This is a genomic window from Mycolicibacterium agri (genome assembly GCF_002553505.1).
GTDB lineage: Bacteria > Actinomycetota > Actinomycetes > Mycobacteriales > Mycobacteriaceae > Mycobacterium > Mycobacterium agri.
This window is the reverse complement of the sequence record NZ_PDCP01000037.1, coordinates 20823-46337: the sequence shown is the minus strand read 5'-3', so window position 1 is coordinate 46337 and position 25515 is coordinate 20823. Positions and strand designations below refer to the sequence as shown.

23 protein-coding genes are annotated in these 25515 nt (G+C 67.1%); 5 read left to right on the top strand and 18 right to left on the bottom strand.

The genetic code is table 11. From position 1 onward, the window contains the following. Nucleotides 1–17: 17 nt before the first annotated feature. Entirely contained in the window at nt 18–620 is a 603-nt protein-coding gene (locus tag CQY20_RS19880) for a GNAT family N-acetyltransferase (protein WP_097941803.1), read from the bottom strand. A gap of 233 nt (nt 621–853) precedes the next feature. On the opposite strand from CQY20_RS19880, the gene zwf reads away from it, so the two are divergent. The 3 genes from zwf to CQY20_RS19865 are packed head-to-tail and all read left to right on the top strand — an operon-like array spanning nt 854 to nt 5134. Further along, nucleotides 854–2248 (top strand): glucose-6-phosphate dehydrogenase, encoded by a 1395-nt coding sequence (gene zwf, locus CQY20_RS19875; protein ID WP_097941817.1) that lies wholly within the window; start codon nt 854–856, stop codon nt 2246–2248. A 5-nt stretch (nt 2249–2253) separates the two neighbouring features. Continuing rightward, the gene (locus CQY20_RS19870) at nt 2254–4272 is read left to right on the top strand and encodes a glycoside hydrolase family 15 protein (RefSeq protein ID WP_097941802.1); all 2019 of its coding nucleotides are present in this window, start codon (nt 2254–2256) and stop codon (nt 4270–4272) included. Between the two features lie 34 nt (nt 4273–4306). Next, nucleotides 4307–5134, top strand: coding sequence for a Cof-type HAD-IIB family hydrolase (locus tag CQY20_RS19865; RefSeq protein ID WP_097941801.1), 828 nt, complete (start codon nt 4307–4309; stop codon nt 5132–5134). Between the two features lie 9 nt (nt 5135–5143). On the opposite strand, the gene lpdA is transcribed toward CQY20_RS19865, so the two are convergent. The 7 genes from lpdA to CQY20_RS19825 all read right to left on the bottom strand — a co-directional run bounded on the left by lpdA (nt 5144) and on the right by CQY20_RS19825 (nt 13861). Further along, on the bottom strand, nt 5144–6565 hold the full coding sequence (gene lpdA, locus CQY20_RS19860; protein WP_097941800.1) for a dihydrolipoyl dehydrogenase: 1422 nt from the start codon (nt 6563–6565) through the stop codon (nt 5144–5146). Next, complete coding sequence (locus CQY20_RS19855; protein ID WP_097941816.1) at nt 6562–7062, bottom strand: YkgB family protein; 501 nt, start codon at nt 7060–7062, stop codon at nt 6562–6564. The genes lpdA and CQY20_RS19855 overlap by 4 nt, the downstream gene beginning before the upstream one ends. Before the next feature lie 138 nt (nt 7063–7200). After that, a complete protein-coding gene (locus CQY20_RS34890) occupies nt 7201–7710 on the bottom strand; it encodes a hypothetical protein (protein ID WP_163701527.1) in 510 nt (169 codons plus the stop codon). Nucleotides 7711–8057: 347 nt separating this feature from the next. After that, on the bottom strand, nt 8058–8387 hold the full coding sequence (locus CQY20_RS19840; RefSeq protein ID WP_097941797.1) for a YnfA family protein: 330 nt from the start codon (nt 8385–8387) through the stop codon (nt 8058–8060). Next, nucleotides 8384–10369: a DUF7064 domain-containing protein gene (locus tag CQY20_RS19835; RefSeq protein WP_097941796.1), complete on the bottom strand. Its 1986-nt coding sequence runs from the start codon at nt 10367–10369 to the stop codon at nt 8384–8386. The genes CQY20_RS19840 and CQY20_RS19835 overlap by 4 nt, the downstream gene beginning before the upstream one ends. Further along, nucleotides 10356–12308, bottom strand: a complete 1953-nt coding sequence (locus CQY20_RS19830; protein WP_097941795.1) for a primary-amine oxidase — start codon at nt 12306–12308, stop codon at nt 10356–10358. Before CQY20_RS19830 ends, CQY20_RS19835 begins: the two co-directional genes overlap by 14 nt. A gap of 44 nt (nt 12309–12352) precedes the next feature. After that, nucleotides 12353–13861, bottom strand: coding sequence for a carboxylesterase/lipase family protein (locus CQY20_RS19825; protein WP_097941794.1), 1509 nt, complete (start codon nt 13859–13861; stop codon nt 12353–12355). Between the two features lie 76 nt (nt 13862–13937). Here CQY20_RS19825 and CQY20_RS19820 point away from each other — a divergent pair, with 76 nt between their 5' ends. Next, the gene (locus CQY20_RS19820; RefSeq protein ID WP_097941815.1) at nt 13938–14630 is read left to right on the top strand and encodes a hypothetical protein; all 693 of its coding nucleotides are present in this window, start codon (nt 13938–13940) and stop codon (nt 14628–14630) included. Nucleotides 14631–14635: 5 nt separating this feature from the next. Here the strand turns inward: CQY20_RS19820 and CQY20_RS19815 are convergent, their stop codons facing one another. The 7 genes from CQY20_RS19815 to CQY20_RS19785 form a co-directional block, all read right to left on the bottom strand. Next, complete coding sequence (locus tag CQY20_RS19815; protein WP_097941793.1) at nt 14636–15745, bottom strand: LLM class flavin-dependent oxidoreductase; 1110 nt, start codon at nt 15743–15745, stop codon at nt 14636–14638. Between the two features lie 7 nt (nt 15746–15752). After that, the gene (locus tag CQY20_RS19810; RefSeq protein ID WP_097941792.1) at nt 15753–16784 is read right to left on the bottom strand and encodes an ABC transporter substrate-binding protein; all 1032 of its coding nucleotides are present in this window, start codon (nt 16782–16784) and stop codon (nt 15753–15755) included. A gap of 41 nt (nt 16785–16825) precedes the next feature. After that, a complete protein-coding gene (locus tag CQY20_RS19805) occupies nt 16826–17554 on the bottom strand; it encodes an ABC transporter ATP-binding protein (RefSeq protein ID WP_097941791.1) in 729 nt (242 codons plus the stop codon). Beyond that, nucleotides 17551–18348 (bottom strand): ABC transporter permease, encoded by a 798-nt coding sequence (locus CQY20_RS19800; RefSeq protein ID WP_097941790.1) that lies wholly within the window; start codon nt 18346–18348, stop codon nt 17551–17553. The genes CQY20_RS19805 and CQY20_RS19800 overlap by 4 nt, the downstream gene beginning before the upstream one ends. A 140-nt stretch (nt 18349–18488) precedes the next feature. Then, nucleotides 18489–19229: a hypothetical protein gene (locus CQY20_RS19795; RefSeq protein WP_097941814.1), complete on the bottom strand. Its 741-nt coding sequence runs from the start codon at nt 19227–19229 to the stop codon at nt 18489–18491. 80 nt (nt 19230–19309) lie between these two features. Continuing rightward, the gene (locus CQY20_RS19790; RefSeq protein WP_097941789.1) at nt 19310–20506 is read right to left on the bottom strand and encodes an alpha/beta hydrolase; all 1197 of its coding nucleotides are present in this window, start codon (nt 20504–20506) and stop codon (nt 19310–19312) included. Between the two features lie 13 nt (nt 20507–20519). Then, nucleotides 20520–20849, bottom strand: a complete 330-nt coding sequence (locus CQY20_RS19785; RefSeq protein WP_097941813.1) for a hypothetical protein — start codon at nt 20847–20849, stop codon at nt 20520–20522. Between the two features lie 133 nt (nt 20850–20982). Between CQY20_RS19785 and CQY20_RS19780 the strand changes: the two genes are divergently transcribed. Further along, a complete protein-coding gene (locus CQY20_RS19780; protein WP_097941788.1) occupies nt 20983–21327 on the top strand; it encodes an RNA polymerase-binding protein RbpA in 345 nt (114 codons plus the stop codon). 42 nt (nt 21328–21369) lie between these two features. Here the strand turns inward: CQY20_RS19780 and CQY20_RS19775 are convergent, their stop codons facing one another. Genes CQY20_RS19775 through CQY20_RS19765 form a run of 3 tightly spaced genes read right to left on the bottom strand, consistent with a single transcriptional unit; the run spans nt 21370 to nt 25515 of the window. Next, nucleotides 21370–22137, bottom strand: coding sequence for a polyprenol monophosphomannose synthase (locus CQY20_RS19775; protein WP_097941787.1), 768 nt, complete (start codon nt 22135–22137; stop codon nt 21370–21372). Beyond that, nucleotides 22134–23930, bottom strand: coding sequence for an apolipoprotein N-acyltransferase (gene lnt, locus CQY20_RS19770; protein WP_097941786.1), 1797 nt, complete (start codon nt 23928–23930; stop codon nt 22134–22136). The genes CQY20_RS19775 and lnt overlap by 4 nt, the downstream gene beginning before the upstream one ends. Beyond that, entirely contained in the window at nt 23923–25515 is a 1593-nt protein-coding gene (locus CQY20_RS19765; protein ID WP_097941785.1) for an amidohydrolase, read from the bottom strand. Before CQY20_RS19765 ends, lnt begins: the two co-directional genes overlap by 8 nt.

Below are 25515 nucleotides of genomic sequence, written 5' to 3'. Positions count from 1 at the left end.
AGAAAAACTTGTCGGTGCTAAGCCTCCGGCGCATCCGCGCAGGCCGGCTCCGGCAGATCCAGGTCGGCCTTCCACAGGCGATAGACCTGAAGGGTCAAACCGTAGTACTTGTCGGTCTCACCGACCCATTCCATACCCACCCGTCGTGCCGTGGCCACGGCACGATGGTTGCCCGGCCGGATCACCGCGAACACCTCACTGAGACCGGCATTTTCGAAGGCCTGATGCGCGACCGCATGGCCGGCCTCCGCACCGTACCCATGACCCCACATCGCAGGGGCCAGCTGCCAGCCGATCTCGAGGTCGCTGCGCTCGGGCGGCAGCGGAAGCAACGCCACTCCCCCGATCACCTGTCCGGATCGCTTTTCGGTTATCGCCCAGCGGCCCATGGGCAATTCGGCTGCGTCGCTCTCGGCGATCCACACGCCGAGCATGCCGCGCATCTCGGCGCGGTCGACGATGGCCGGCAACGCCGGGCACAACCAGCGAGCCACCTCAGGGGCGCCATAGATTGCGCAGGCCGCGGCATCGTCGTCGAGGCGCCATGGCCGCAAGACGAGGCGGCGGGTCTCGATGTGTCGTGTTTCGGGGTCGAGTTTGACGTGGCGGTGCTCAACCACGGCGAGCTCCCGTAATTACCTGTGCACGGCGACATCTACCTTTCGCTCCCCACATGATGAGCAAGCATGCACCGACGTCGAGAAGCGGTCATCACCCGGCGAACCAATTCACCCGGGTGAATCGCCGAACCGGACGATGACAGCTCACCCCGATCTTGGTGACGCTGTACCTGAGTGGCGAATTCGGCCGCCACGGTGATTGGCGACATCTGATCACTCGAACCAGGAGCGCGATGGATACACCGGAGAGCACGCGTGCAGACGTCTTGGTGATCTTTGGTATCACCGGGGATCTGGCGAAGAAGATGACGTTTCGCGCCCTGTACCGGATGGAGCGGCGCGGCCTGCTGGACTGCCCGATCGTCGGCGTAGCCCGCCGCGACTGGTCCTCTTCTACCCTGCGCGATCACGCGCGGCGCGCGATCGAGGACACCGGCGAAAGTATCGACGAAACGGTATTCGACCGTTTCGCGCAGCGGCTGACCATGGTTTCGGGTGATCTCGCCGATCAACAGACCTACGACCGGGTGGCGCAAGCGATCTGGGGGCGGCACAGCCCGATCTTCTATCTCGAGATCCCACCGTCGATGTTCAGCGTGGTGGTGGGAGGACTTGCCCATGCCCGTCTCACCGCCGGCGCGCGAGTGGTGTTGGAAAAGCCCTTCGGCCACGATCTGGCTTCGGCGCAGACGCTGAACGACCAGCTCCACGCGGTCCTTGACGAACGCCAGATCTTTCGCATCGACCACTTCCTTGGCAAGGAAGCCGCGATGGACATCGTGTTCCTGCGGTTCGGAAACTCGGTCTTCGAGCCGCTGTGGAACCGCGACCGGATCCAGGCCGTCCAGATCACTTTGGCCGAGGACTTCGGGGTCGACGGGCGGGGCAGCTTCTACGATTCCGTCGGCGCCCTGCGCGATGTGGTGCAGAACCACCTGCTCCAGCTGCTCGGATTGTTCGCCGCCGAGCCACCCAGCGTGGCTGGCGCAGACGGACTGCGAGACAAGCGCGTTGAGGTGTTCCGGGCCATTCCACCGGCCGACCCGAAGCACTACGTCCGTGGCCAGTACGACGGGTATCGGGCGATCGAGGGTGTCAAACCCGACTCGCGAACCGAGACGTTCGCTGCGCTGCGGCTGGAGATCGACAATTGGCGCTGGGCCGGTGTTCCGTTCTTCATCCGCGCCGGCAAGGCTCTGCCGGTGCGCGCCACCGAGATTCGGGCCATCTACAAGCGACCACCCAGGTTGGCCATCACTCATCACGCTCCGGACCCGAACGAGCTCATTCTGCGTATCGATCCCAATCCCGGTGCCAAGCTGGTCATTCAAGCCAAAGAGCCGGGCGCTGACAGCACTCGCACAGTCGATCTTTCGCTGAACTTCGCCGACCAACTCGGCGAAGCCCCCGAACCCTACGAACGGCTGCTCAACGACGCGATGAACGGGGACTCCAGCCAGTTCACCAGGCAAGATAACGTTGAACAAACCTGGCGCATCATGCAACCGCTGCTGGACGCACCACCTCCGGTACGGAGCTATCCGCCCGGGTCGTGGGGCCCGCATGGCGCCGACGCGTTGCTTTCCGGCCATCCGGGCTGGCGTGACCCCCGCCGAGAAGGCGCCTAACAACGATGACGCCACGGCCGACGACCGCGACCGACAACCCATCCGCACCTGCCGGCGCCGACCGACCGCGCCGCGGCCGAACGGGTGTCAAGGGGGCAGACCTCGCGCACGTGCTTGACACCAAACCGATTTCCGGCACCGCGAGCGGTTCGACCCGTAATCCTTTCCCGCCCATCGCCGACTACGCGTTTCTCTCGGACTGCGAGACGACATGTTTGATCTCGTCGGCGGGTTCGGTCGAGTGGATGTGCGTACCCCGCCCGGACTCACCCAGCGTGTTCGGCGCACTCCTCGACCGGTCGGCAGGCCGGTTTCGCCTCGGCCCGCTCGGGGTGTCGGTGCCTGCCGCGCGTCGCTATCTGCCGGGCAGCCTGATGGTGGAAACCACCTGGCAGACCGACACCGGTTGGCTCATCGTGCGGGACGCCCTGGTGATGGGGCCGTGGCATCACGTGGAGTCGCGGTCGCCCACGCATCGACGCACTCCGATGGACTGGGAAGCCGCCCACATCCTGCTCCGCACCGTGCGCTGCGTCAGCGGCACGGTCGAGCTGGTGATGGGCTGCGCCCCCGCGTTCGACTACCACCGTGACGGCGCCTGTTGGGAATACACGCGAGCCGACTACGGCGAAGCCGTTGCGCGGGCCCAGACCGATCCCGACACACACCCGAATCTCACGCTCACGACCAATCTGCGGCTGGGACTGGAGGGCACGGTCGCCGGCGCCCGCACCCGAATGGAAGAGGGCGACAACGTCTTTGTCGCGCTGTCCTGGTCTGAGCAGCCGCCACCGCAGACCTACGAGCAGGCCGCCCACAAGATGTGGCAGACCAGCGAGATGTGGCGGGAATGGATCAAGACGGGGCACTTTCCCGACCATCCGTGGCGGTCGTATCTGCAGCGCAGCGCGCTGACGCTGAAGGGTCTGACATACTCGCCCACCGGCGCATTGGTGGCGGCATGCACCACGTCGCTGCCAGAAACTCCCGGCGGCGAACGGAACTGGGATAACCGCTACGCGTGGGTGCGCGATTCGACGTTCGCGCTGATGGGTCTGTACACGCTAGGGCTGGAACGCGAGGCCGACGACTTCTTGTCGTTCATCGCGGAGGTGTCCTGCGCGAACACCGGTGAACACGTTCCGTTGCAGGTGATGTACGCCGTCGGCGGGGAGCGCAACCTGGCCGAGGTCGACCTGTCCCACCTCACGGGATACGACGGGGCGCGGCCGGTCCGGATCGGCAATGCCGCGTACCAGCAGGACCAGCATGACGTCTGGGGCACGATCCTGGAAACGGTGTATTTGCACGCCAATTCACGTCACGACATACCGGAGACGGTGTGGCTCATGGTCAAGCGGCAGGTGCAGGAGGCGATCAGGCACTGGCGCGACCCCGATCAAGGAATCTGGGAGATGCGAGGCGAACCGCAGCACTTCACGTCGTCGAAGATCATGTGTTGGGTCGCACTGGACCGCGGCGCGAAACTAGCCGCGTCGCAGGGTGAAACCTCCTGCGTGCAGGAGTGGCGCTCGATCGCCGACGAGATACGGGACGACGTCTTGGCCAACGGTGTCGATTCCCGCGGCGTGCTCGTTCAGCGGTACGGCGCCGATGCGCTGGACGCGTCCCTGTTGCTCGCCGTGCTGACGCGGTTTCTGCCGGCCAACGATCCGCGGATCCGCGCCACCGTGCTCGCGATCGCCGATGAGCTCACCGAAGACGGTCTTGTGCTGCGTTATCGCAGCGATGACACCGACGACGGTTCGGCAGGCGAACATGGAGCCTTCACCGTCTGCTCGTTCTGGTTGGTTTCGGCGCTGGTGGAGATCGGCGAACTGGCCCGCGCGAAGCAACTGTGTGAGCGGCTGTTGGCGCTCGCCGGCCCGCTGAACCTCTACGCCGGGGCTATCCAACCGCGCACGGGCCGGCATCTGGGCAATTACCCGCAGGCGTTCACCCATTTGGCCTTGATCAACGCCGTGATGCACATCATCCGGTGCGAACGACCCGGCCGTCGCTGACACCGGCGCGGAAGAGCAACGACTGAAAGGCATCATGGCAAGCCACCGCCCCCCTGCACCGGTTCGACTGCTGCTGGCCGACGTCGACGGCACACTGGTCACACAAGACAAGGTCCTGACCCAACGCGCCGTCGCCGCCGTCGCCAAGCTGCGCGAAGCCGGGATCCTGTTCGCGATCACCAGCGGTCGTCCGCCCCGTGGCATGTCGATGCTCATCGCGCCCCTCGAAATCACCACGCCGGTCGCGGCTTTCAACGGTGGGCTGTTCGCGCGGCCGGATCTGTCGGTTATCGAACAGCGCGTGATCCCCGACGAGCTGACACCGGCGGTGATCCGACTGCTCGACGCCGAAGGATTGAGCGTTTGGGTCTACCGCGGCGCCGATTGGCTGGTCCCCGATGTGCACGGGCCGCACGTGGCGCGCGAGGCGTGGACGGTCCGATTCGAACCGTCGCTGATCGAAGACAGCGAAGGATATGCCTCGGTGTCGAACGGTGTGGCCAAAGTGGTTGGTGTCAGCGATGACTACGACGCGGTCGAGAAGGCGACGGCCCGGGTGCGCGAGCACTTCGGCGACCACGTGTCTGCGGCCGCATCGCAGCCGTACTACGTCGATGTCACAAACCCCAACGCCAACAAGGGCGCCGTCGTCGACTACTTGTCAACGGCGTACGGAATCGCTGCTGAGGAGATCGCCACGATCGGCGACATGGCCAACGATGTGGAGATGTTCAATCGATCGGGGCTCAGCATCGCGATGGGGAACGCGGGCGATGAGGTCAAGCGGGCCGCCCGTTGTGTCACCACCTCGAACGAAGTTGACGGCTTCGCCGACGCCGTCGAGCGCTTCATCCTGCCGTAGCCATGGCTTCTAGAGGTTGATGGCCTCGCCGGTGAGAGCATGAAAGCATTCCTGAAGACCCTCACCGAGAGTCGGATGAGTGTGAACGTTTCGGGCCAATTCTCGCGCGGTGATGTCCCACAACTGCGCCAGCGTCAACTCGGGAAGGAGTTCACTGACTTCTGCGCCAAGCAAGTGCGCGCCCAATAGCTCACCATGCGTGTCGTCGGCAAGAATCTTGATGAAGCCGCCCCGCTCCCCCAAGCCATGGGCCTTGGCGCTGGCCCGCATGGGAAAGGTCGCAACCCGCACCCGGTATCCGGCGGCGCGGGCCTGCTCTTCGGTGTAGCCGAAGCTGGCGACCTGCGGCTGACAGAACGTCACTCTCGGCATCATCCGGTAGTCCAATGGCATCGTGTCGACCCCGGCCATGGTCTCCGCGGCAATGACACCTTGCGCGGAAGCGACATGGGCGAGTTGAACTTTGGCGGTGACGTCGCCGACCGCGTAGATGTGCGGTGCCGACGTGCGCATGTAGTCGTCGATATCGATAGCGCCACCGGCGGTGACCCGCACACCGACGGCGTCGAGGCCGATCTCCTCCACATTGGGACAGAAACCGATGCAGATGAAGGCCCGCGCGGCCTTCGTGGTTGAGGTTTGTCCGTCAGCGCCGGTGTGATCGACGGTGACGTAGTCGCCGTGGTCGGTCACGGTTTCGACGCGGGTCGACGTGTGGATGGTGATGCCGCGGCGCCGGTAGTGGCGCCGCAGTTCTCTGGACACGTCGGCGTCTTCGCTCGGAAGCACCCGGTCGGTGAATTCCAGGATCTCGACCCCCACACCGTAGCTGTGCAGGATGTAGGCGAATTCCATGCCGATGCTGCCGCCGCCGATGATCACGATCGAGTCGGGCAGATCGGCGGAAAGGATCTGCTGCTCGTAGCTGACCACGTTGTCACCGAGGGTGACTCCGGGCAGCATCCGCACCCGCGACCCGGTCGCGATCACCGCGTGGTCGAAACTCAGTGACCGCGTGCCGCCCTCACGCAGGTCAACAGCGAGGCTGTGCGGACTGGTGAATCGGCCGTGCCCGTCGATCTCGGTGATGTTGTTCTTGCGCATCAGGAAGTGCACGCCGCCGACACGGGCATCGGCGACTTCCCGGCTGCGCGACACGGCGCGGGAGTAGTCGAGGCTGACGTCACCGGAGAGGCCGAATGCGGCGGCCTGATGGGTGAGGATCGAGGCGATCTCGGCGTTGCGCAGCAGTGCTTTCGACGGTACACAGCCGGTGTTGAGGCACACCCCGCCCCAGTACCGTTCCTCGACCACTGCGACGGCCATGCCCAGCTGGGCGGCACGGATAGCCGCTACGTATCCGCCCGAGCCGGCGCCCAGCACGACGAGGTCGTAATGATCACCGGCCTCCCCGGTCGCCCGCGGTGTCATGAAGTTCGTTTGCGGGTGGCGTCGATGGCGTCGGCGAGCAGCCACAACGAAATACCCAGCAGAGCGATGTCTTTCATCAAGAACTGACCGTTGGCCGACAGGATCGGAAAGCCACCGGCGGATGCTTCGCTGACGTCGGGCGTGGTGATCATCGTGCTCAACGTGGTAACGAAGAACCCCGAAGCCAGCACCCCACCGACCACCGCCGCCTTGGGATACCAGGGCTTGAGCGCCAACAATGCCGCCGTGATCAGCTCGACCGGTCCGAGCAGGAAGCCAAACGTGCGGATCGAGATGACGTCATAGATCCAACTGAAGAACGGGCTGTTGGCGATAAGCGGTGAAATACCGTGCGACTCGTAGTAAGTGAACTTCATGATGCCGAACCAGGCGATCACGATGACCAGACAGTAACGAGCCACCAACCCCGCAACAGCGGTCAACCGTGGACTTTTCAGCGCATCGGCCACCACCGACGTGACCTGGTTGTCGGACATGCGATCTCTCCGTTCATAGCTCATGCGCCGCTACGGCAGGTCCGCGCGGCCTGGATCCCGATCACTATCTGCGCCTGGCGGGTGATTCGTCTTCACCCGTGTGCGCATCTCACCCGGGTGACGCACCCACACCACGCGTCAGCGCTTCCCGACTGTGAATTCAGCGACGGTTGACGCCCGATTCGCATCGCCGGATTCACACACCGGCGGCGCGGCAGCACACAGGATCACCCGGGTGAATCGGGTCGCCGGGTGATGACCGCCGTCTCGGCGTCGGCGATTCTGGCCTGAAGTACCGGTGAGCCGACGCTGAGACGCTGCCGCCACAATTGGAGAAATCAGATGAAGCGTCGTGAGATCGACCGACAGCATAATGAATACGGTTGCAGCGCCGGACGAACCGAAGGACTGCTTGATCGAGCCAAGGTTGCCGTCGTCCTCGTGTGGCGCTCGGTACGACGCAAGGACATCGTACCGGCCGTCGAGGATCAGCTTCTGAGGCTGCAGCCGATCTGCAGTGCCCAGCAGATGTCGTCGGGCATCACTTGTGGCGCGCCCGCGGTGGTGGTCGCCTGGATCCACGCCGTCGACGGATGCGACCAGATCGGGCTCAGTCCAGGCGGCGACGTCGTCGAGACGCTCTGCCAACTCTGCCTGTCTACTGTGCAATGGGCGATGAAGTCCTATGTCGACGGCAAACGGGAGATGGCCTCCCGATGCGGAACTGACCCGGTGTGCAGCACCTGCGGGCGTCCCACCGTCTACTTGCGTAGCATCTTCGCGGTGCGTTCGATCGAGCCCGACGGATCAGGACCGTGACACGTCGACACACACTTGCCCGTTTCGTCGCCGTGCTGGCCGGCGCCTACGCCGCCCTCATGTTGATCGTCGATCGACTGATCGAGTTCGGCGTCGCCGCAGGTATTTTTGCGGCATCCTCGGGCGCAGCGGCGCTGTTCGCGTACAACAGGCGGACCGACGATGAAAGGTTGACACTAACGCGGGGCATACATGATGACAGCGACGCCGATTAGGCAGATCAGCGCGCCCGCGACGTCCCAGCGGTCCGGCCGGAAACCGTCGGCCACCATGCCCCACAGCAATGAGCCGACGATGAACACGCCTCCGTAGGCGGCCAGCACGCGGCCGAAATGGTTCTCCGGCTGGAACGCGGCGACGAACCCGTACACCCCGAGCGACACCGCACCCACCCCGACCCACAGCCAGCCGCGATGCTCGCGCACACCCTGCCACACAAGCCAGGCGCCGCCGATCTCGAGCAGCGCGGCGAGTACGAACAGGGCAACCGATTTGCCGACAGTCATCGCAGGTTGCGGTTCCACTCCAGCCAGCCGACACCGGTGCGGCCGTCGGCAGTGCTCACCGTGGCCCAGGCGCGCGGGAAGTGGCTCACCCTGCCGTCGGCGGCGGTGAGCAACACCGGCGCGTGCCCCTTGATCTGCACGGTCGCCGCGACACCGCCCGGGTTCAGCTTCAGCTCGGTGGATACGGGTAACCCTTTGTCGCCGAACGTTTCCTGTGCCGATACGGTCTGCAGCTCGATCAAGGTGCCGTCCGGCGGCTGGATGTATCCGACGCCCAGGGGCGGTGAGCCGGGGATGCGGATGTCGACGCCGTGCAGGTGGGTTCCGTCCTGCAGGTGCAGCGCGCTCCACACCCAGTCCATGCCCCACCAGTCCCGCACTCCCCAGGAGTGGTCGCGCTGGCCCGGCACGGCGTTCAGTTCCACCGTTGAGCCGTCGAACGTGACGCTGCCCGACACCGTGCAGGGAATCTCGTAGCGCGGTGTCAGTCGGTACAGGTACGGGGTGCCGGCGGTCGTCCAGTGCAGATCCATGGCGACGTCGACCGGCCTGCCGGATTCGCCCCGCAACAAGGCCGCCGGGTCGTCGTAGGCCTGGCCGCGACCGCGCACGGTGACGCGGTAGCTTTGCAGCGGTTCCGTTGCGGAGTGGGTGAGTTCGACGTCGTCGGTGCGAACGGTGAACGGGTCGTCGGGCAGGGTCACCTCGAAGTCGTTGACGGCGATCGTGGGAAGGCCGGGCCCGCACAGCATCGCGTTGATCCACGCCGTCTGTTGGTTCGGCATCAGGCCCAGCCGGAACCAGCCGCCGATGTTTTGGCCATCGTCGACGAAGTCGGCGTACCAGCTCTCGCTCCACAGCGCCTCGGCACCCGATTGGTGGGCACCTTCGTCGGCGGCGTCCGGCTGCAGTGGTGCGGGCGCAACGGGTTCGGGCAGCGTCGCCAGCGCATCGGTGTCGAGCACGTGCTGGCAGTGCCGGCGCAGCATCGTCATGAACATCTCGTCGCCGCGCCCGGTGCGCTCCACGAGCATCGAGGACACGATCGCCATCATCACGCCGAAGAAGGCCTGTCTGCGAACGCCTTCGGTGACATCGGCGATGTCCACCGCGGCGTCGGGTCCCAGCGCGCGGTGGTAGGCATCCAGCAGCGCGGTGTAGTTGTCGCGGCGCACGTCGTCGGCCAGCGCGCAGCCGAGGAAGTAGGCGACGTCGGTCATCGCCGGCCCCCAGGTGACGGTCTGCCAGTCCACGACGGTCAGTGGGCGGTCGGCGCCGGGCTGGCCGAACAGCATGTTGTCGAGCCGGTAGTCCCCGTGCACCAGGCCGTGCATGCGCTCGTCGGCGGCCTCCTGGGCGAGGTAGTCGTCGAAGGCCGCGACCAGTCGCTCGCACACCTGGCGGTGCTCGGGTGCGATGGATTCGCCGTAGCGTTCGACGAAGCCCGCGTACAGCTGCGTGATCAGCGCCTGGTTCAGCGGCGCTTCGCGGTTCAGCCACGCCGCGTCGGCCAGCGCGGTGTCGCCGAGCAGCTGGCCGTGCAGCCGGCCCAGCTCGGCCATCGCCAGCATCGCCTGTTCGACTGTGGCGCCGCGGATTTCGTCACCGACGACGGCGGGACCCGCATCGCCAAGCAGCAAATGGAAGACGCCGGTCTCGCCGTCGAATGCCGCGTCGTAGCACGGCGCGACGGGGCCGCCGAGGCCGGGCGCGATGTCGGAGTAGAACCGCACCTCACGTTCGTAGAGGCCGAGCGCCAGTCCCGTCTGCCGGCTGACGGGATCGCTCGCGGCGACCTTGAGCACCACCGAAGTTGGCCCGGTCGGTCCGTCGGCGTAGCTCAGCGTGACCCGGTAGCACTCGCTCATCTGGCCGGTGCCGATGCGCTCGGTGGTGAAGCGTTCGACGGTGCCCGCACCGATCGCAGCGGTCAGCCACTCCGCGGTCAGGTCGTCGGGCCGCTGCAATCTAGTGTCCGGCACTTGTGCTCTCCGTATGGCAGGTGTCAGGTGGTGTGCCGACGACGTCGAGCGCCGGGTTGCGGTCGAAGAAACCGAAGGGCTTGAGCCAGAACGACACCACGTCGACCGGCATCACCGGCCAGTCCTCGGGCCGGGTGATGTGATGGATACCGAACACGTACCACAGCACGACGTCGGTGTTCTCGATACGGCGATCGGCCTTCGTCCATTCGCCCAGCCCGGCGTCCCTGGCCGACTGATTGACGAACTCCCCTGCGGGCCAACGCTCGTCGGGGTGGTTCGGGGTCACCCACAGGGTGTGGCCGATGACGTTGGCGCGCTGGAACACCGGTGAGGCGGTGTCGAGCATCATCGGGATGGCACCGCCGGGCACCAGCTTGTAGGCCGGATGCGTGCCGAGACCGTTGACGACGTTGGTGTTCACCACTTTCCACGACCGTTGCGTTGCGAAGTTGACGTCCTGCTTGCCTTCGCTTTCGGTCCGTAACGGTACGTCATGCAGCACCAGCGACAGACCGTAGGGGTTGTCCGCGCCGATCGGCTCGGCGTATGACTCCGACATGACGACGGTGTTGTCGGTGCCGTCGACATCCATGTCGAGCCGGGCCACCAGGAAGTGTTGGTGGAACGGCGCATACGTGTGTCCGTCGACCAGCGTTCCGTTCGGGTGCGGCCGCCCCTCCGCGACCGGCGTGGTGACCATGAGGCCGGTGGCGCGGGTCTCGCACTCGATGTTGCCGTCCTGGTAGAGCCGCCAGTAGACGAGGTATTCGTAGTTGGCGACGGTGACGTGGAAGGAGATCGTCAGCCTGCGCATGCGCCGCACCTCGGCACCGGCGTCATGGTCGACGTGCTTCCACAGCACGGCGTTGTCCTCCTCGTGGATGCAGATGGCGTTGCTGATGGTGTAGGGCTCGCCCTTGCTGTTGTGCAGCACCGCATCCAGGTAGCGGATCTCGCCGAGGCAGTCGCAGCCCAGCTCGAGCGACGTCGTCATGAAGCCAAGGCCCCACTCCCCGATGTCGAATGCCGTGCGCCGGTAGTGGTCCTCGGACGGGTCGCGGTAGGGCACGATCATCTCGGCCAGCGAAATGCGGTGCGCCACCGAACGGTTGCGCTCACCGTCGCGGTAGGAAATGGTGTGCAGGGTCATGCCCTCGCGATGGTTGAAGCCGATCCGCAGCGACCAGTTCTGCCACTCCAGTAGGTTGCCGTCGAGCCGGAACGACACCCCTTCCGGCTGGGTGAGGTGCAGCGGCTTGAGCGGCTCGCGCCGCGACGCCGCACGGATGCGCTCCGGGATGTGTCGTGGCACGTACTCGCCCATGACGTCGGGCTCGTCGACGCCGCCGTTGTCCTCGACCCGCAGCACCTCCATCGCGTTGACGTCGATGACGCAGTGCAGCCCGCTGACGAAGTGGGCGTACGGATTCTGGCCGGGGCCGCCCTTGCGCCAGGTGTCCGTCCAGCCGAGCCGACGGTCGCGGTACTCCGGCGGGGCCACCGCATCGCCGTAGGTCCAGGTGTCGACGAACACCAGGTCCATATCGGTGATGCCGCGTTTGGCCAGGGCCGCGATGAAGTCGGGATGTTTGCGCACCAGTTCGTCGCACTCGAGGAACTCGTCGACGGTGAAGTTGGCCTGCACGCCGGGAATGTGGTCGAAGGACTCGACGCGGTCGTCGGACAGCGACACCACACCCTTGTAGGTGGTGTTGGTGGCGCGCTGCAGGCAGATCACCTCGGCGCGCCGCGCAGGCGTCGGCCCACCCGCGTCGAACTCGGCCAACTCGGTCTTCGTCGGTTCGAGCAGCGCCACCGAGGCGATCCGCCAGCCGAGGTCGTCGCCGTCGGCGGGGCGCACCCCGCGCTCGCGTCCCAGAATGGCCGTTACCGCCGTGAACTCGTCGGCCGACAGCGGGTCCAATGGGTGATGCACGGGCTAACGCAATCACATCGCCGCATGCCGTGCAGGCGGTTCTGCTAGCGCGCCGCCAGCGAGAAACTCTGCCACGCCTGTCGACGCTCGGAATGCGGGTCGTGCTCGATGCGCGGCTTGCGGTCGAAGATCATCACGGCGCGGTCGGCGTGGTTGTAAGCGGGCCAGTCGCCGCCGGGCACGCCGGTGCGGCTGAACTCGCGCCACCGCGTCTGGACGTCATCGCTGACGCGGCGCGCGCTTCGGCCGTCGGCGGCCGCGGTGAGCAGAGAACCGAACCGTGTGCGGTAGACGTCGAAGACGGCGAACAGTTCGGTGGCATGGGTGGCGCCAAGGCCCGACCAGTGCAGCGTGCGCGGTGCGTAGTCGTAGCGGTACCGGTAGGTGGGCGCGTGCAGGCTATGCGCCTCGGCGATCTCCCACGCCGCCGTCCCGAACGCGAAGTCGCCGCCCAGGCGCACGCACGCGTCGGCGTCCGGGTAGCCCGGATAGGCGGCGGTGATCCGCTCCCGGTGCTCGGGTTCGAGGTGGCCGAGCAGGCGTTCGATCATCGATGGGTGGGTCGGCAGCAGCTTCAGCCAGCGCGTGAACAGCCTGCCCTCGTGGGCGTTGGAGCCGATGATCAGGGGCAGGCGATGCGCTCTGCCTGCCCGCATGGCCTCGACGGGGCCTAGCGGTAGGTATTCGGTGCCGCTGGTGGGGCCCACCGCGAACGCGCCCAGCATGTTGTTCTGGGACCGTTTGATCAGCTCGTCGAGCGCGTTGACGAGGTCGGCGGGTCGCGCTGTCAGCAACGCCTGCGCGGCCTCGTTCCTGGCCACTCCGAGCTGCGCGGCGAACTGTTCGGCGTATTCGGCGCGCAGCTCGGGCGGGCCCACCATTCCGCTGGCCGGGCTCTCCGAGATGGCATGCGCGAACAGACCTTTCGCCGCGGGCACCGCGAGCAGGGTCGCGACGGCCTGGGCGCCGGCGCTCTCACCGAAGATGGTCACGCGGTCCGGGTCGCCGCCGAACACCGCGATGTTGTCGCGCACCCACCGCAGCGCCATGACAAGGTCGCGCAGGAACAGGTTGTCCTCGATCGTGACCTCGCGGGTGGACAGCGACGAGAGGTCGAGGCAGCCCAGCGCTCCGAGCCGGTAGTTCACCGACACGTACACACAGCCCTTGCGCGCCAATGCGGCGCCGTCATAGATGGGCGTCGCCGAGCTGCCCAGGATGTAGCCGCCGCCGTGGATGAACACCATGACCGGCATGGGCTCATCGGGGCGGTGCTCGGGCGTGGTGACGTTGAGCGTCAGGCAGTCCTCGCCCATCGACTGGTACTTACCCAAGCCCAGCGCGGTGTACATGCGCTGCTGCGGCGCGCAGTTGGCGAACGAGTGGCAGTAGCGAACTCCCGGCCACGGCTGCACGGGCTGCGGCGCACGGAACCGCAGCGGGCCCACGGGCGGCTGCGCGAACGGAATCGAGCGCCATCGGTGCACGCCATCGCGGGTGAAGCCCTCGACCGTACCGGAATCGATCGTCGCGCGGACGACGCGTTCGTGCATGAATCGACGGTATCGAATGGCGGCGCCCGGCCGCGCCTCGACAGTGGCCGCCGCACGGGCCGCTAACCTGGCCGATATGCGAATTGCGCTGCTGATCGCGGCTTCTGTGCTGGTCGGAGGCTGTTCTGCGGGAAAAACCGGGCAGTCCGAGCAGTCCGACTCCGCGCTGCCGGCCCCGCAGGGCACGACGACGTCGGCGACGTCGCGCCCGACCTCGCCGACGACCACGGCCGCGCTTCGGCCGCCCGAACCCGGCGCCGAGATCGCCGACGTCATCGCCTTCATCGAGGCAGGCCAGGCCGCCGACGTCACGCGGTATCACACCGCCACCCGCGACGGCGCCACCACAGACCTGGGCGACGACGTCGCGTTCACCACGCCGTCCGGCAAGGCCAACTGCATGACGGATTCGCAGCACTTCGGCGGGGCGCTGGCCTGCCTGGTCGATCTGGCGATCCCCCCGCTACAGCCGCCCGACATCTACGGGCAGTGGAAAGGCAACTGGGTGGATTTCCCAGGACCCAGCATCGAAGTCGGGTCCGTGCACGGCGATCCCGGCCGGTTCATCAACGGCACCGGCCCCGAACTGCCGCACGGCGCCGCGCTGTCGTTCGGCGACTACCGCTGCCGGTCCGATCCGGCCGGCTTGTACTGCGTCAACTACGCCCACCAGAGCGCCGCGCGGTTCAGCGAGGCGGGTGTCGTGCCGTTCGGATGCCTGCAGAAGGTGACACCGCCCGCCGATATCGGCGAAAAGTACAGCTGCTGAACGGATTACGCGGCGTCCGGCAAGCCCGCGATACCTTTGTCGCGCAGGATCGGCAGCACGCCCTCGGCGAACCAGTAGGCCTCCTCGAGATGCGGGTATCCGGACAGGATGAACTCGTCGAACCCCAGCGAGTGGTACTCGTGGATCAGATTGGCGACCTCCTCGTGGCTGCCGACCAGCGCGGTACCGGCCCCGCCGCGGATCAACCCGACGCCGGCCCACAGGTTGGGGTAGATCTCGAGTTTGTCGGTGCGTCCGCCGTGCAGCGCGGTCATCCGGCGTTGCCCCTCGGACTCCGACTTGGCATGCAGCGCAGTGGCTTCGGCGATCTGCTCCTCGCTCAACTCGGCGACCATGTCGTCGGCGACCGCCCATGCGGCCGCTGAGGTGTCGCGGCTGATGGTGTGCAGCCGGATCCCGAACCGCACGGTGCGCCCGCGCGCGGCCGCCAGCGCCCGCACCTTCTCGATCTTGGCGGCGGCCGCCTGGGGCGGTTCGCCCCAGGTCAGGTAGACGTCGACATGCTCGGCGGCGACCGGAAGCGCAGCCGCCGAGGAACCGCCGAAGTAGATCTGCGGCAACGGGTTTGGCGGTTCGGAGACCCGGGCGTCCTTGACGTTGTAGTGCTCGCCCTCGAAGTCGACGGACTCCTGCGTCCACGTCGACTTGACGATGTGCAGGAACTCCGCGGTGCGGGCGTACCGCTCGTCGTGGCTCAACCAGTCCCCGAACCGGCGCTGTTCGACGTCGTCGCCGCCGGTGACGATGTTCAGCAGCACCCGGCCCTCCGAGAACCGTTGCAGTGTGGCGGTCTGCTGCGCGGCCAGCGTCGGCGGCACAAGGCCGGGACGGAACGCGACGAGGAACTTCAGTCGTTCGGTCTCGGCCAGCAGGGCCGATGCGGTGAGCCACGCGTCCTCGCACCAGGTGCCGGTCGGCGTCAGCACGCCTTCGTAGCCGAGCCGGTCAGCGGCGCGGGCCACCTCGGCGAGGTACCGCCGAGTGGGCGCGCGATAATTCGCAGGCACGGTGTGATGCGCCGACGCGTGCGAGGCGCCGACGATCGAGCGGCTGTCGCCGCTGGTGGGCAGGAACCAGAAGAATCGCGCGGACATGTTGCTCCTAGCGGTCGATCAGCAGCGGGTTGAGCGTGTCGCTGAAGCGACGGTCGACCCACTTGTCGAATTGGGGGGCTGCGGCGATCTGGCCGGATTCGGCGAACAGGTCGGCGAGTTCTTGTTCGGAGCCGATCAGTTGGTCGGACAACGCGGTCGGCAGGCGCAGGCTTCTGCCCTGTGCCGCCGCGCCCACCTTCGGATCGAGGCCGACCTCGGTGGCGTATTTGGCCGCCCAATCGTCGGGATGGTCCTTCGCCCAGCGCACCGCCTTGGCGTAGCGGACAAGCAGATCCGACAACGCGGTGTTGCGCTTCGGGTCGGCCAGCGCCTCGTCGGATGCGATGCCGAAGCCGGCGCCGTTCGTCACGCCCGTCGCCTCCGCGATGGTGCGCACAGCGATGTCGGCTTCGGCTTGGGCGGTGTACGGGTCCCAGATCGCCCAGGCGTCGGCCCGCCGCTGCGTGAACGCCGACAGCGCGTCGGCGGGCTGCAGGAACACCAGCTGGACATCGGACGGTGAGAGCCCGACGCGGTGCAGCTGCGCCAACAGGTTGCCGTGCGCGGAGCTGCCCTTGGCGACGGCGACGCGCTTGCCGCGCAGATCGGCCACCTCGCGGATCGGCGAATCGGCGTGGACGAGGATCCGGTCGCCGCGACCACTTCCGTCGTAAGCCGAAACGACCTTCACCTTCGCGTTGGAGGCGGCGCCGAAGATCGGCGGGGTGTTGCCCGTGATCGCGAAGTCGATCTTGCCTGCCGTTGCGGCCTCGATCTGCGGGGGTCCGGAGGTGAAGGTGGAAAACGCGATCTTGTAGGGCAGGTTGTCGAGCGCGCCCGCGGAACGCAGCAGCGCCTCGGTGCCACCCTTCTGGTCACCAACTTGCAGTGTCAGCCCGGCCAATTCGGACAGCGGGACGGTCGCGGGTGCCTCCTTCGCCCCAGCGCTGTCCTCACGCGAGACACAGCCGGCCAGCAGCCCGACAACCACAGCGAGAATGACGACGTGAAACACCAACGGCCACCGGGTAACCGACATTTAGGCAGTCCTTTCCAAGGTGAGTTTTCGGGGCGTCGTCGTCAGATGCGGACACCGAGTTTGTCGAGCAGGTCGGCGCGGCGCCGCTCCGTTCGCGCGGACGCCTCAACTCTGGGCTCGTCGATGGTCAGGGTGTAGGCCACGCGGCCTTCGTCGAGCACGAGAACGCGATCGGCGAGCGCGATGGCCTCGTCGACATCGTGTGTCACAAGCAGCACACCGAACCCGTGTTCGCGCCACAGGTCCAGCAACAGGCTGCGCATCGAAAGCCGGGTCAGTGCGTCGAGCGCTCCGAACGGCTCGTCCAGCAGCAGCAGCTCGGGTTCGGCGACCAGGGCCCGCGCGAGCGAAACCCGTTGCGCCTGACCGCCCGACAACGTCACAGGCCAAGCCGTGGCCCGGTCGACCAGCCCCACGTCGGCCAGTGCCCGTTCGGCACGCGCGATGGCCTCGCCTTGGCTGCGCTTACTGCGGTTGAGGCCGTAGACGACGTTGGTGCGCACGTCGCGCCACGGAAACAGCCGCGGCTCCTGGAATGCCAGTGCGGGCGGACCGACGACAGTGCGCTCGCCGGTGTGGTCGTCGGACAGTCCGGCGAACACCCGCAAGATGGTGGACTTGCCGGAGCCGCTCCTGCCGATGAGCGCGACGATTTCGCCGCGATCGACGCGCAGCGAGACATCGGTGAGCACGTGACGGGACCCGTACCACTTGTTGACGCCGCGCAGCTCGCCGGCGAGGGTGGTCTCGCGATCGGACAGCATGGTCATGTGCGATACCTCAATGCCCGTCGTTCGAGTGCGCGGACGATGGCATCGGTGCCGATTCCGAGCAGCGCGTACACGATCAGGCCGAAGATGATGATGTCGATGCGCAGAAAGTCGCGCGCGTTGTTGATCAGGAAGCCGATTCCCTTGTCCGCGTTGATCTGTTCGGCGACGATCAACGTCAGCCACGCGATGGCCAGCGATTGCCGCAAGCCGACCAGTACCTGTGGCGCGGAGCTGGGCACGATGATGGTGCGGAACCGTTGCCAGAACGAAAAACCAAGCACCGCAGCGGTTTCGAACAGTTTCGGGTCGACCTGGCGGATCGCCGAGAACGTGTTGAGGTACAGCGGAAAACTCACGCCCAACGCGACGAGAAGCACCTTCGGCAGTTCACCGATGCCGAACCACAAGATGAACAGCGGTATCAGGCCGAGGTGCGGTAACGCGCGCACCATCTGCATCGGCGGGTCGACGGTGGCCTCAAGCCACCTTGACAGACCGACAGCGGTTCCGAGTGCGACGCCGACGATGCCGCCGAGCAGCAGTCCCTCGATGACCCGGAGGCCGGAGACGCCAAGCGCGTCGGCGAGCTGCCCGTTTCCGATGAGTTCGATGCCTGCCTCGATGATCAGCGAAGGCGCCGGCAGCGCATCCTGCGGGATGAGTCGCAGTGCGCTACCCAGCTGCCAGACGGCAAGTAGCACCAGCGGCGAGGCCCATCGGATCAGGGCCCATTTGCGATCGCTGCGCCGCGCGGGAAGGGCTGGGGCGGCGGCCAGCTCGGTCGGTGTCATCACGGTGGCTCGACGTTACGCAGCGGCGCAACACCGGTGAAGGTTTGAATTCTCGATGAGTGCAAAGGAACAGCCCCGCCGCAATGAGTCCGAAACACTCACTGCCGCAGGGCTGTTGCGGCGCCGTTATGTAACGGCGGTCACAACCGGAAGTTGCCGTTGACGAGGATCGGCGTCACTTCGTGGCCGTTGATGGTCGACCGTGCCGAGCGGTTGGCCAGCAGTTCGATCTGCTGTGCCTGCTGCAGAATGCGCTTGTTGCGCACGCTGTTGCGGAACTGCTGGTCGTTCAACTGCTGCAGCTCGGCCTGCTCGAAGTCACGGCCGCTGACACCGCCGTTGAACTGCACGCCGGTCGCGCTGCCGTCGGGACGGACCACCCAGGACGCCCGAACGCCTTCCAATTCGGCGGTGTACATGCCGGCCGGGGCAGGCACCGACGGAGCGGAGAACTTGTACGTGATGCCGTTCATGACGACGTCGCCGACGACGTCGGTCCCGTTGAACTCGGCCGTGAGGGTGTCCCGGAACCGCGACTTGATGTCGATCTTGCCGTCGTTCTGCGTGCCGAAGAACCAGGCCTCATCGTCGACGCCGTTACAGGCGTAGGCAGCGACATCGGCGCCGTCCACAGCGATGCCGATGACCATCGGTTGCCCTTCGGCCGATTTCGTGTCCGCGATGTACTTGGCCGACTGCGGGAACGGTGCGGCGGTCGCCTCGGCGGGAGCGGCCGACGTCTCGGTCGTCGTGGGCGACGCCTGAGGAGACTCGGTGGTCTCCGTGGACTCGGTGGAGGTGCCGCTCGAGCACGCCGACAGGGCGCCGAAGGCGAGCAGAGCGACAACGCTCAGTAGCAGGATGCGGATCAACTTTTTCATGTGATCAGGATGGATGTCCGCTGCCAGCCGCACATGAAGAATCTGTGGAGATTCTGTGGAGATCGGGCGACGGCTGCGGGTCAGTCCGCCAGGAACGCCTCCAGCTCTTCGCAGAAGACAGGCCATGCCGGTTCGGTCGCGGTCAGCAGATGGTTATTACTGCTAAGGGCCACCAGCCGCGAATTCGGAATCAGCGAGGCGAGTTCCTCGCCGAAACGCAGCGGCTGACGGTGGTCGTCGCGGGAATGCATGATCAGCGTGGGGCAGGTGAGGTGACTGGCCTCCTCCCGCACGTCGATGCGGGCGAACTCCTCCAGGAAGCGCACCGCGTTCTCCGGCGACGTGGTGCGGCGCTGTAGTTGATCGAAGGCATCCCAGTCGGCCCTGGTGCCGTCGGGCAGAAACTGCGCGGCGAACACCTGCCGGAACGCCGGATCGTCGCGGCCCCACCCGACCCGCGCCAGGTCGAGATCGAGTGCGGCCGCGCGCCTTTCCTCGTCGCTGACCGCCCTGGCCCCTCGGCCGCGGGCGTACGCGCTGCACAGCACGAGCTTGGTGACGCGTTCGGGGTGGCGGGCCGCGTACGCGACCGCGACGGCGCCGCCCTGCGACACGCCGAGCAACGGGAAGCGCTCGAGGCCTAACGCCTCGACGACGGACTCCAGATCACTCACCCAATCATCGAAGCTGAAATCGCTTGCATTCCAATCGGATAGCCCGCAACCGCGCTCGTCGTAGCGGATGAAGGTGTGCCGCTGCGAAAGGTCACGCACCCAGTGCCGCCACACCGGGCTTTCGATGTCGTAGCCCAGATGGGTCATCCAGTTGGCGGCCCGCACCAGCGGTGGGCCCTCCCCGACCACGGCGTAGGCCAGCCGCACCCCGTCGGCGGCGCGGCAGAAGGCGATGTGCTGCCGCGGCGGTGGCGGCTCGACCGGAGCTTCCTCCACGGGCAGCGCGATGGTGGGCGCGTCGCCGACGACGGGCCCGACGAACTGGTAGCCGCGTCCGCGAACCGTCCTGATGTAGCGCTGGGATTCGCCGTCGTCGCCGAGTGCGCGCCTGGCCGCCTTGATGCGACTCGTCAGCGCCGCCTCGCCGACGAACCGCCCGCCCCACACCGAGTCGAACAGTTCTCCCTTGGTGACGCAGCGTTCGTGGTTTTTGACAAGTTGGATCAGAACGTCGAATACCTGCGGTTCGACGCGAACCACCTTGTCCCCGTCACGCAGTTCGTAGCGTTGGGGGTCCAGCACGAACTGGTCGAAGCGCCACACCTCGACATGCCCCCTACCTCCAGCCGTCGGCCGCCTTGGCCGCGCGCATTAGAGCGTCGCACAAATCGCGCAGTTCGGCGGGGTCTGCGCCTTCGTCGATGGCAGTGGCGACGTCTTCGGCCGCGCATCTGACCTGATACACCCGGTCGGCGAGTTCGGCGGCCTCGTCGGCGCTGAGCACCACCGCGTCGGGCGCCAGCGAGGTGCCCTTCACCTGGGCGCGCTGCTCGTAGGCCCGCTGCCGACACGACTGCCTGCAGTATTGGCGGCGCCTGCCCAAGCCCGTGTCGGCGACTTCGCGGCCGCACCAACGGCAGGATTGAGGACGTCGACGTGTTCGTATCGCGGACTCCACGGGAACCGACTGTAAACCGCCGAAGCCGCAGATCCCGGTATCATCAACGGCTGAGTCGGGAACTACGTGGATCAGTGCTGCGTTGTTTATCCGGACCAAATGATTTGAGGAGTGTTGACGAATGGCTGATCGGGTGTTGAGAGGCAGTCGCCTCGGAGCCGTGAGCTACGAGACCGACCGCAACCACGACCTGGCGCCGCGTCAGGTCGCCCGCTACCGCACTGAGAACGGCGAGGTGTTCGAAGTCCCGTTCGCCGACGACGCCGAGATCCCCGGCACCTGGTTGTGCCGCAACGGCATGGAAGGCACCCTCATCGAGGGCGATGTGCCCGAGCCCAAGAAGACGAAGCCGCCGCGGACGCACTGGGACATGCTTCTCGAGCGGCGTTCGATCGAGGAACTCGAGGAGCTGCTCAAGGAGCGGCTGGAGATCATCAAGGCGAAGCGTCGCGGCAGCGGCAGCTGACTATCTGTTCATCCGAGCGCGTTTGAACGAGCGCTCGATTGACTAGCGGACGATACCGCGGGCGCGATCCAGGCGCCCGCGGATACCCCACTCTGCGACCTTGAACATCGCTTCGCGGATGTTGGACCCGCTCATCTTCGAAACCCCCAGCTCACGCTCGGTGAAGGTGATCGGGACCTCGACGACCACGAAGCCGTTGTTGATGGCGCGCCACGTCAGATCGATCTGGAAGCAGTACCCCTTGGAGTCGACGGCGGCCAGATCGAGTTTCTCCAGCACTTCGCGCCGGTAGGCCCGGTAACCAGCGGTGATGTCGTGCACGTTCACCCCGAGCAGCACGCGGGCATACGTGTTGGCCGTCTTGGACAGCGCGAACCGGCGCCGCGGCCAGTTGCGGATCGCCCCGCCGGGGACATATCGCGAGCCGATCGCCACGTCGGCGCCGCCGTCGATGGCGTCCAGCAGGCGGTACAGCTCCTCGGGTGCGTGGCTGCCGTCGGCGTCCATTTCCACCAGAACGGAGTACTCGCGGCCCAGCCCCCAGGCGAAACCCGCCAGGTAGGCCGCGCCCAAGCCGTCCTTGCTGGTGCGGTGCATGACGTGCACCCGGTCCGGGTCGGCCAGCGCCAGCTCATCGGCGAGCTGCCCGGTGCCGTCCGGGCTGCCGTCGTCGACAATCAGAACGTGCACGTCGGGACGGGCGGCATGCACCCTGGCGACGATCAGCGGCAAATTCTCCCGCTCGTTGTAGGTAGGGATGATCACCAGAGTCCGCTGACTCGGGCGTTCGTCAGACCCAGGGCCGCTCATGTGGTTCCTCTTTCGGTGCCGCCCTCGGCGGGTGGCGTGTCTTGACCGGCGGCGTTGGTCACCGGGCGGCGACTACGCACGAACCTCCCATTCTGCAATACCGCCCCGACCACGGCGGCAATCCCGATCGCCACCAGCACGCCCTGCACGATCGGCTCCCACCGCGTGGCGGCCGTGAGCTGCGTCTTCAGCCGGATCGGCATGTCCAGGTAGGCCGGTTCGAAGAAGTCGGTGCGGCCCAGCACCCTGCCGTCGGGCGCGATGACCGCGCTGATCCCGGTGGTACCGGCAACGATCACGAAGCGGTTGTGCTCGACGGCGCGCAGCCGTCCGAACGCCAGCTGCTGAACGCTCATCGACTCGTTGAACGTGGCGTTGTTGCTCGGCACGGTCAGCAGCTGGGCGCCGTTGAGGACGGACTCGCGCGGCGCCCGGTCGAAGATCACCTCCCAGCAGGTCGCCACGCCGATGGGCACGCCCGCCGCCGTCACCACGCCGGTGCCGGTACCGGGCACGAAGTATCCGGCACGATCGGCGTACGGCGAGAGGTGCTTGAAGAAGCTGCGCCACGGCAGGTATTCGCCGAACGGCTGGACGATCTGTTTGTCGTGCCGGTCGCCGGGGCCGGTTTTGGGATCCCACACGATGACCGAGTTCGTCGACACCGGGTTGTCGGGGGTGTACTCCGGCGCCGTGAGCACGCCGCCCACCAGGATCGGCGCCTTGATCGCCTGCGCGGCGACCGAGATCTGGTCGGCGGCGTCCTGGTTGTCCAGCGGGCTGATATCCGACGAGTTCTCCGGCCAGATCACGAACAGCGGCTGCGGCGCCCGCCCGGCGCGCACGTCCTCGGCCAGCCTGATCGTCTCGCGCACGTGGTTGTCGAGCACCGCGCGGCGCTGCGCGTTGAAGTCCAGGCCCAGCTTCGGCACGTTGCCCTGCACGGCGGCGACGTTGACCGACGGTTCGTCGTCGGCGCCCGCACCGGAATGCCGCACGCCGGGCGAGATGGCGGCGGTGCCGATCAGCACCACGCAAATGGCTGCGCCGGGCAGCACGACGCCGGGCGGTCGCCTGTCGTCGCCGCGGCGCCACCAATCGACGACTTCGAAGACCATCGCGGCGAAGCTGAACCCGAGCAGGGTCACCGCGAACGACACCAGCGGTGCGCCACCCACTTGGGCCAGCGCCAGCAGCGGACCGTCGGTTTGGCCGAAACCGACCACACCCCAAGGGAATCCGCCGAACGGCACAGTGGACTTGGCCCATTCCGACAACGCCCAGAGGCCCGCGAACCAGACCGGCCAGCCGGGCAGAGTCCGCACCACGACAGCGAGCAGGCCGAACGCGGCGGGAAACAGCGCCTGCACCAGCGCGAGCGCCAGCCACGGCAGCACCCCGACCATGACGCCGGTCCACGGCAGCAGCGGAATGTAGAACGCCGCACCGAACAGGAAGCCGTAGCCGAAGCCGCCGACGCGTGTGGTGGTGTCGCGGGTCAGCGCCCAGGCCAGCAGGGCGAACGCCAGGATCGCCGTGTACCACCAAGAAAACGGCGGGAAGCTCAGACACAGCAGCAGTCCGCCGGTGATCGCGGCGCCCATCCGCGGCAGCCGGGCAACGACGGCCTCGCCGAACCGCCTGAGCCATGCGGGCACCTCCCGCTTGGCTGCCGGCTCGTCGACGGCCTCGTCGTCGGTGTCCCACTCGTCGACCGGTTCGGTGAACGCCGCGAACGTGTCGGTGTCATCGTTCGCGCGGCCCCAATCGCGGTGCGCGACGCGTTTAGCCATGGATGACGACACCTCGGTGCACGGTCTGGCGGCAGCGCGGCAGCCGGTCGTCGGCCTCCAGCCGCGGCAGGGCCGGCACCCGCGAACGCGGGTCGGTCGACCAGCGTTGCACCGCGTTGTCGGGGGCGCTGACCACCAGTTCGTCGGTCTCCCAGATCGCGTAGGAGGCGGGCGCGCCGGGGACCAGGGTTCCGGTGACGCCGTCCCGCACGCCGCTCGCGCGCCAGGCGCCCTTGGTGGCCGCGGTGAAGGCGGCCCGCACGGACACCGCAGATTCCTGGGTGTGGTGCCGGGCGGCCGCCCGCACGCTTTCCCATGGGTTCATGCTGGTGACCGGGGAATCGGAGCCGAAGGCGAGAGGCACGCCTTGGGATGCTAACAGCGCGAACGGGTTGAGCCCGCCGGCTCGGTCCGGGCCCAGACGCTGGGCATACATGCCGTCCTTGCCGCCCCACAGCGCGTCGAAGTTGGGTTGCATGCTGGCGATGACGCCCCAGGCGCCGAGCCGGGCGGCCTGCTCGGGCGTCACCATCTCGAGGTGTTCGAGGCGGTGCCCGCAGCGCGCGACGGCGGGGGTGCCGAGCCGGTCGACAACCCGTTGCAGCGCGTCGACGACGGTTGTGACCGCGGCGTCGCCGATGACGTGGAAGCCGGCCGGAATGCCCGCCTCGGTGCAGGCCTGCAGATGCGCGGTGATGGCGTCGGCGTCGAGATAGCAGTTGCCGCAGCATTCGGGCGCGTCGGCGTAGGGCCGGCGCAGCCAGGCGGTGCGTGACCCGATGGCGCCGTCGACGAACAGGTCCCCCGCCAGGCCGCGAGCGCCGGTTCCGGCGATCAGTGCTTCGGCTTGGTTGCGGTCGGCGACGGCTTCGCCCCAGTAGCCGATGACCTCGACTCCGTGGCGGGTGGCCCGCAGTTCGCGCCAGTCGTCGAGGCCGCCGATCTGCGGGCCCGCGCATTCGTGGACGGCGACGATGCCGTTGGCGGCGGCCTCGTCGAGGGCGGCCGTACGCGCCTGGGCGCGTTGATCCCGGGTGAGCCGGTCGCGGGCTGCGGCGCGGACCAGATGGTGCGCGTCGGCGGTCAGCGGGTGGTGCGGGTGAAAGCCGTTGGCATTGGCGAGATCCGGAGCGAGCCGGCGCAGTGCGGTGGACGCCGCGGCCGAGTGCACGTCGACGCGGGCGAGGTAGGCGGGCCGGTCGCCGACGACCCGGTCGAGGTCGTCGGTGCTCGGCGCCGTCGCTTCTGGCCAACCGGACTCGTCCCAGCCGTGGCCCCAGATCGGACCTTCGGGATGGGTGCGGGCGTATTCGGCGACGAGTTGCAGGCAGTGGCGCAGCGAGGTGGCCGCCCGCAAGTCCAGGCCGGCGAGCATCAGTCCGGTCGCGGTCACGTGCACATGGCTGTCGACGAACGCGGGCGCGACGAACGCGCCGTCGAGGTCGACGGTCTCGGCGTCGGGGAATTGCGCGCGGCCGACGTCGTCGCTGCCGAGCCAGACGACGGTGCCGTCGCGGACGGCCATCGCGGTGGCGTCCGGCATCGCCGGACTATGGATCCGGCCGCGGTGAAGCAGCGTGGTCAA

Bases quoted from the DNA above. Each gene is read 5' to 3' on its own strand.
- CQY20_RS19815 (WP_097941793.1), bottom strand. From the start codon at position 15,745: ATGTCCGCGCGATTCTTCTGGTTCCTGCCCACCAGCGGCGACAGCCGC.
- zwf (WP_097941817.1), top strand. From the start codon at position 854: ATGGATACACCGGAGAGCACGCGTGCAGACGTCTTGGTGATCTTTGGT.
- CQY20_RS19800 (WP_097941790.1), bottom strand. From the start codon at position 18,348: ATGACACCGACCGAGCTGGCCGCCGCCCCAGCCCTTCCCGCGCGGCGC.
- CQY20_RS19810 (WP_097941792.1), bottom strand. From the start codon at position 16,784: ATGTCGGTTACCCGGTGGCCGTTGGTGTTTCACGTCGTCATTCTCGCT.
- lpdA (WP_097941800.1), bottom strand. From the start codon at position 6,565: ATGACACCGCGGGCGACCGGGGAGGCCGGTGATCATTACGACCTCGTC.
- CQY20_RS19865 (WP_097941801.1), top strand. From the start codon at position 4,307: ATGGCAAGCCACCGCCCCCCTGCACCGGTTCGACTGCTGCTGGCCGAC.
- CQY20_RS19840 (WP_097941797.1), bottom strand. From the start codon at position 8,387: ATGACTGTCGGCAAATCGGTTGCCCTGTTCGTACTCGCCGCGCTGCTC.
- lnt (WP_097941786.1), bottom strand. From the start codon at position 23,930: ATGGCTAAACGCGTCGCGCACCGCGATTGGGGCCGCGCGAACGATGAC.
- CQY20_RS19825 (WP_097941794.1), bottom strand. From the start codon at position 13,861: ATGCACGAACGCGTCGTCCGCGCGACGATCGATTCCGGTACGGTCGAG.
- CQY20_RS19870 (WP_097941802.1), top strand. From the start codon at position 2,254: ATGACGCCACGGCCGACGACCGCGACCGACAACCCATCCGCACCTGCC.
- CQY20_RS19855 (WP_097941816.1), bottom strand. From the start codon at position 7,062: ATGTCCGACAACCAGGTCACGTCGGTGGTGGCCGATGCGCTGAAAAGT.
- CQY20_RS19780 (WP_097941788.1), top strand. From the start codon at position 20,983: ATGGCTGATCGGGTGTTGAGAGGCAGTCGCCTCGGAGCCGTGAGCTAC.
- CQY20_RS19775 (WP_097941787.1), bottom strand. From the start codon at position 22,137: ATGAGCGGCCCTGGGTCTGACGAACGCCCGAGTCAGCGGACTCTGGTG.
- CQY20_RS19795 (WP_097941814.1), bottom strand. From the start codon at position 19,229: ATGAAAAAGTTGATCCGCATCCTGCTACTGAGCGTTGTCGCTCTGCTC.
- CQY20_RS19820 (WP_097941815.1), top strand. From the start codon at position 13,938: ATGCGAATTGCGCTGCTGATCGCGGCTTCTGTGCTGGTCGGAGGCTGT.
- CQY20_RS19805 (WP_097941791.1), bottom strand. From the start codon at position 17,554: ATGACCATGCTGTCCGATCGCGAGACCACCCTCGCCGGCGAGCTGCGC.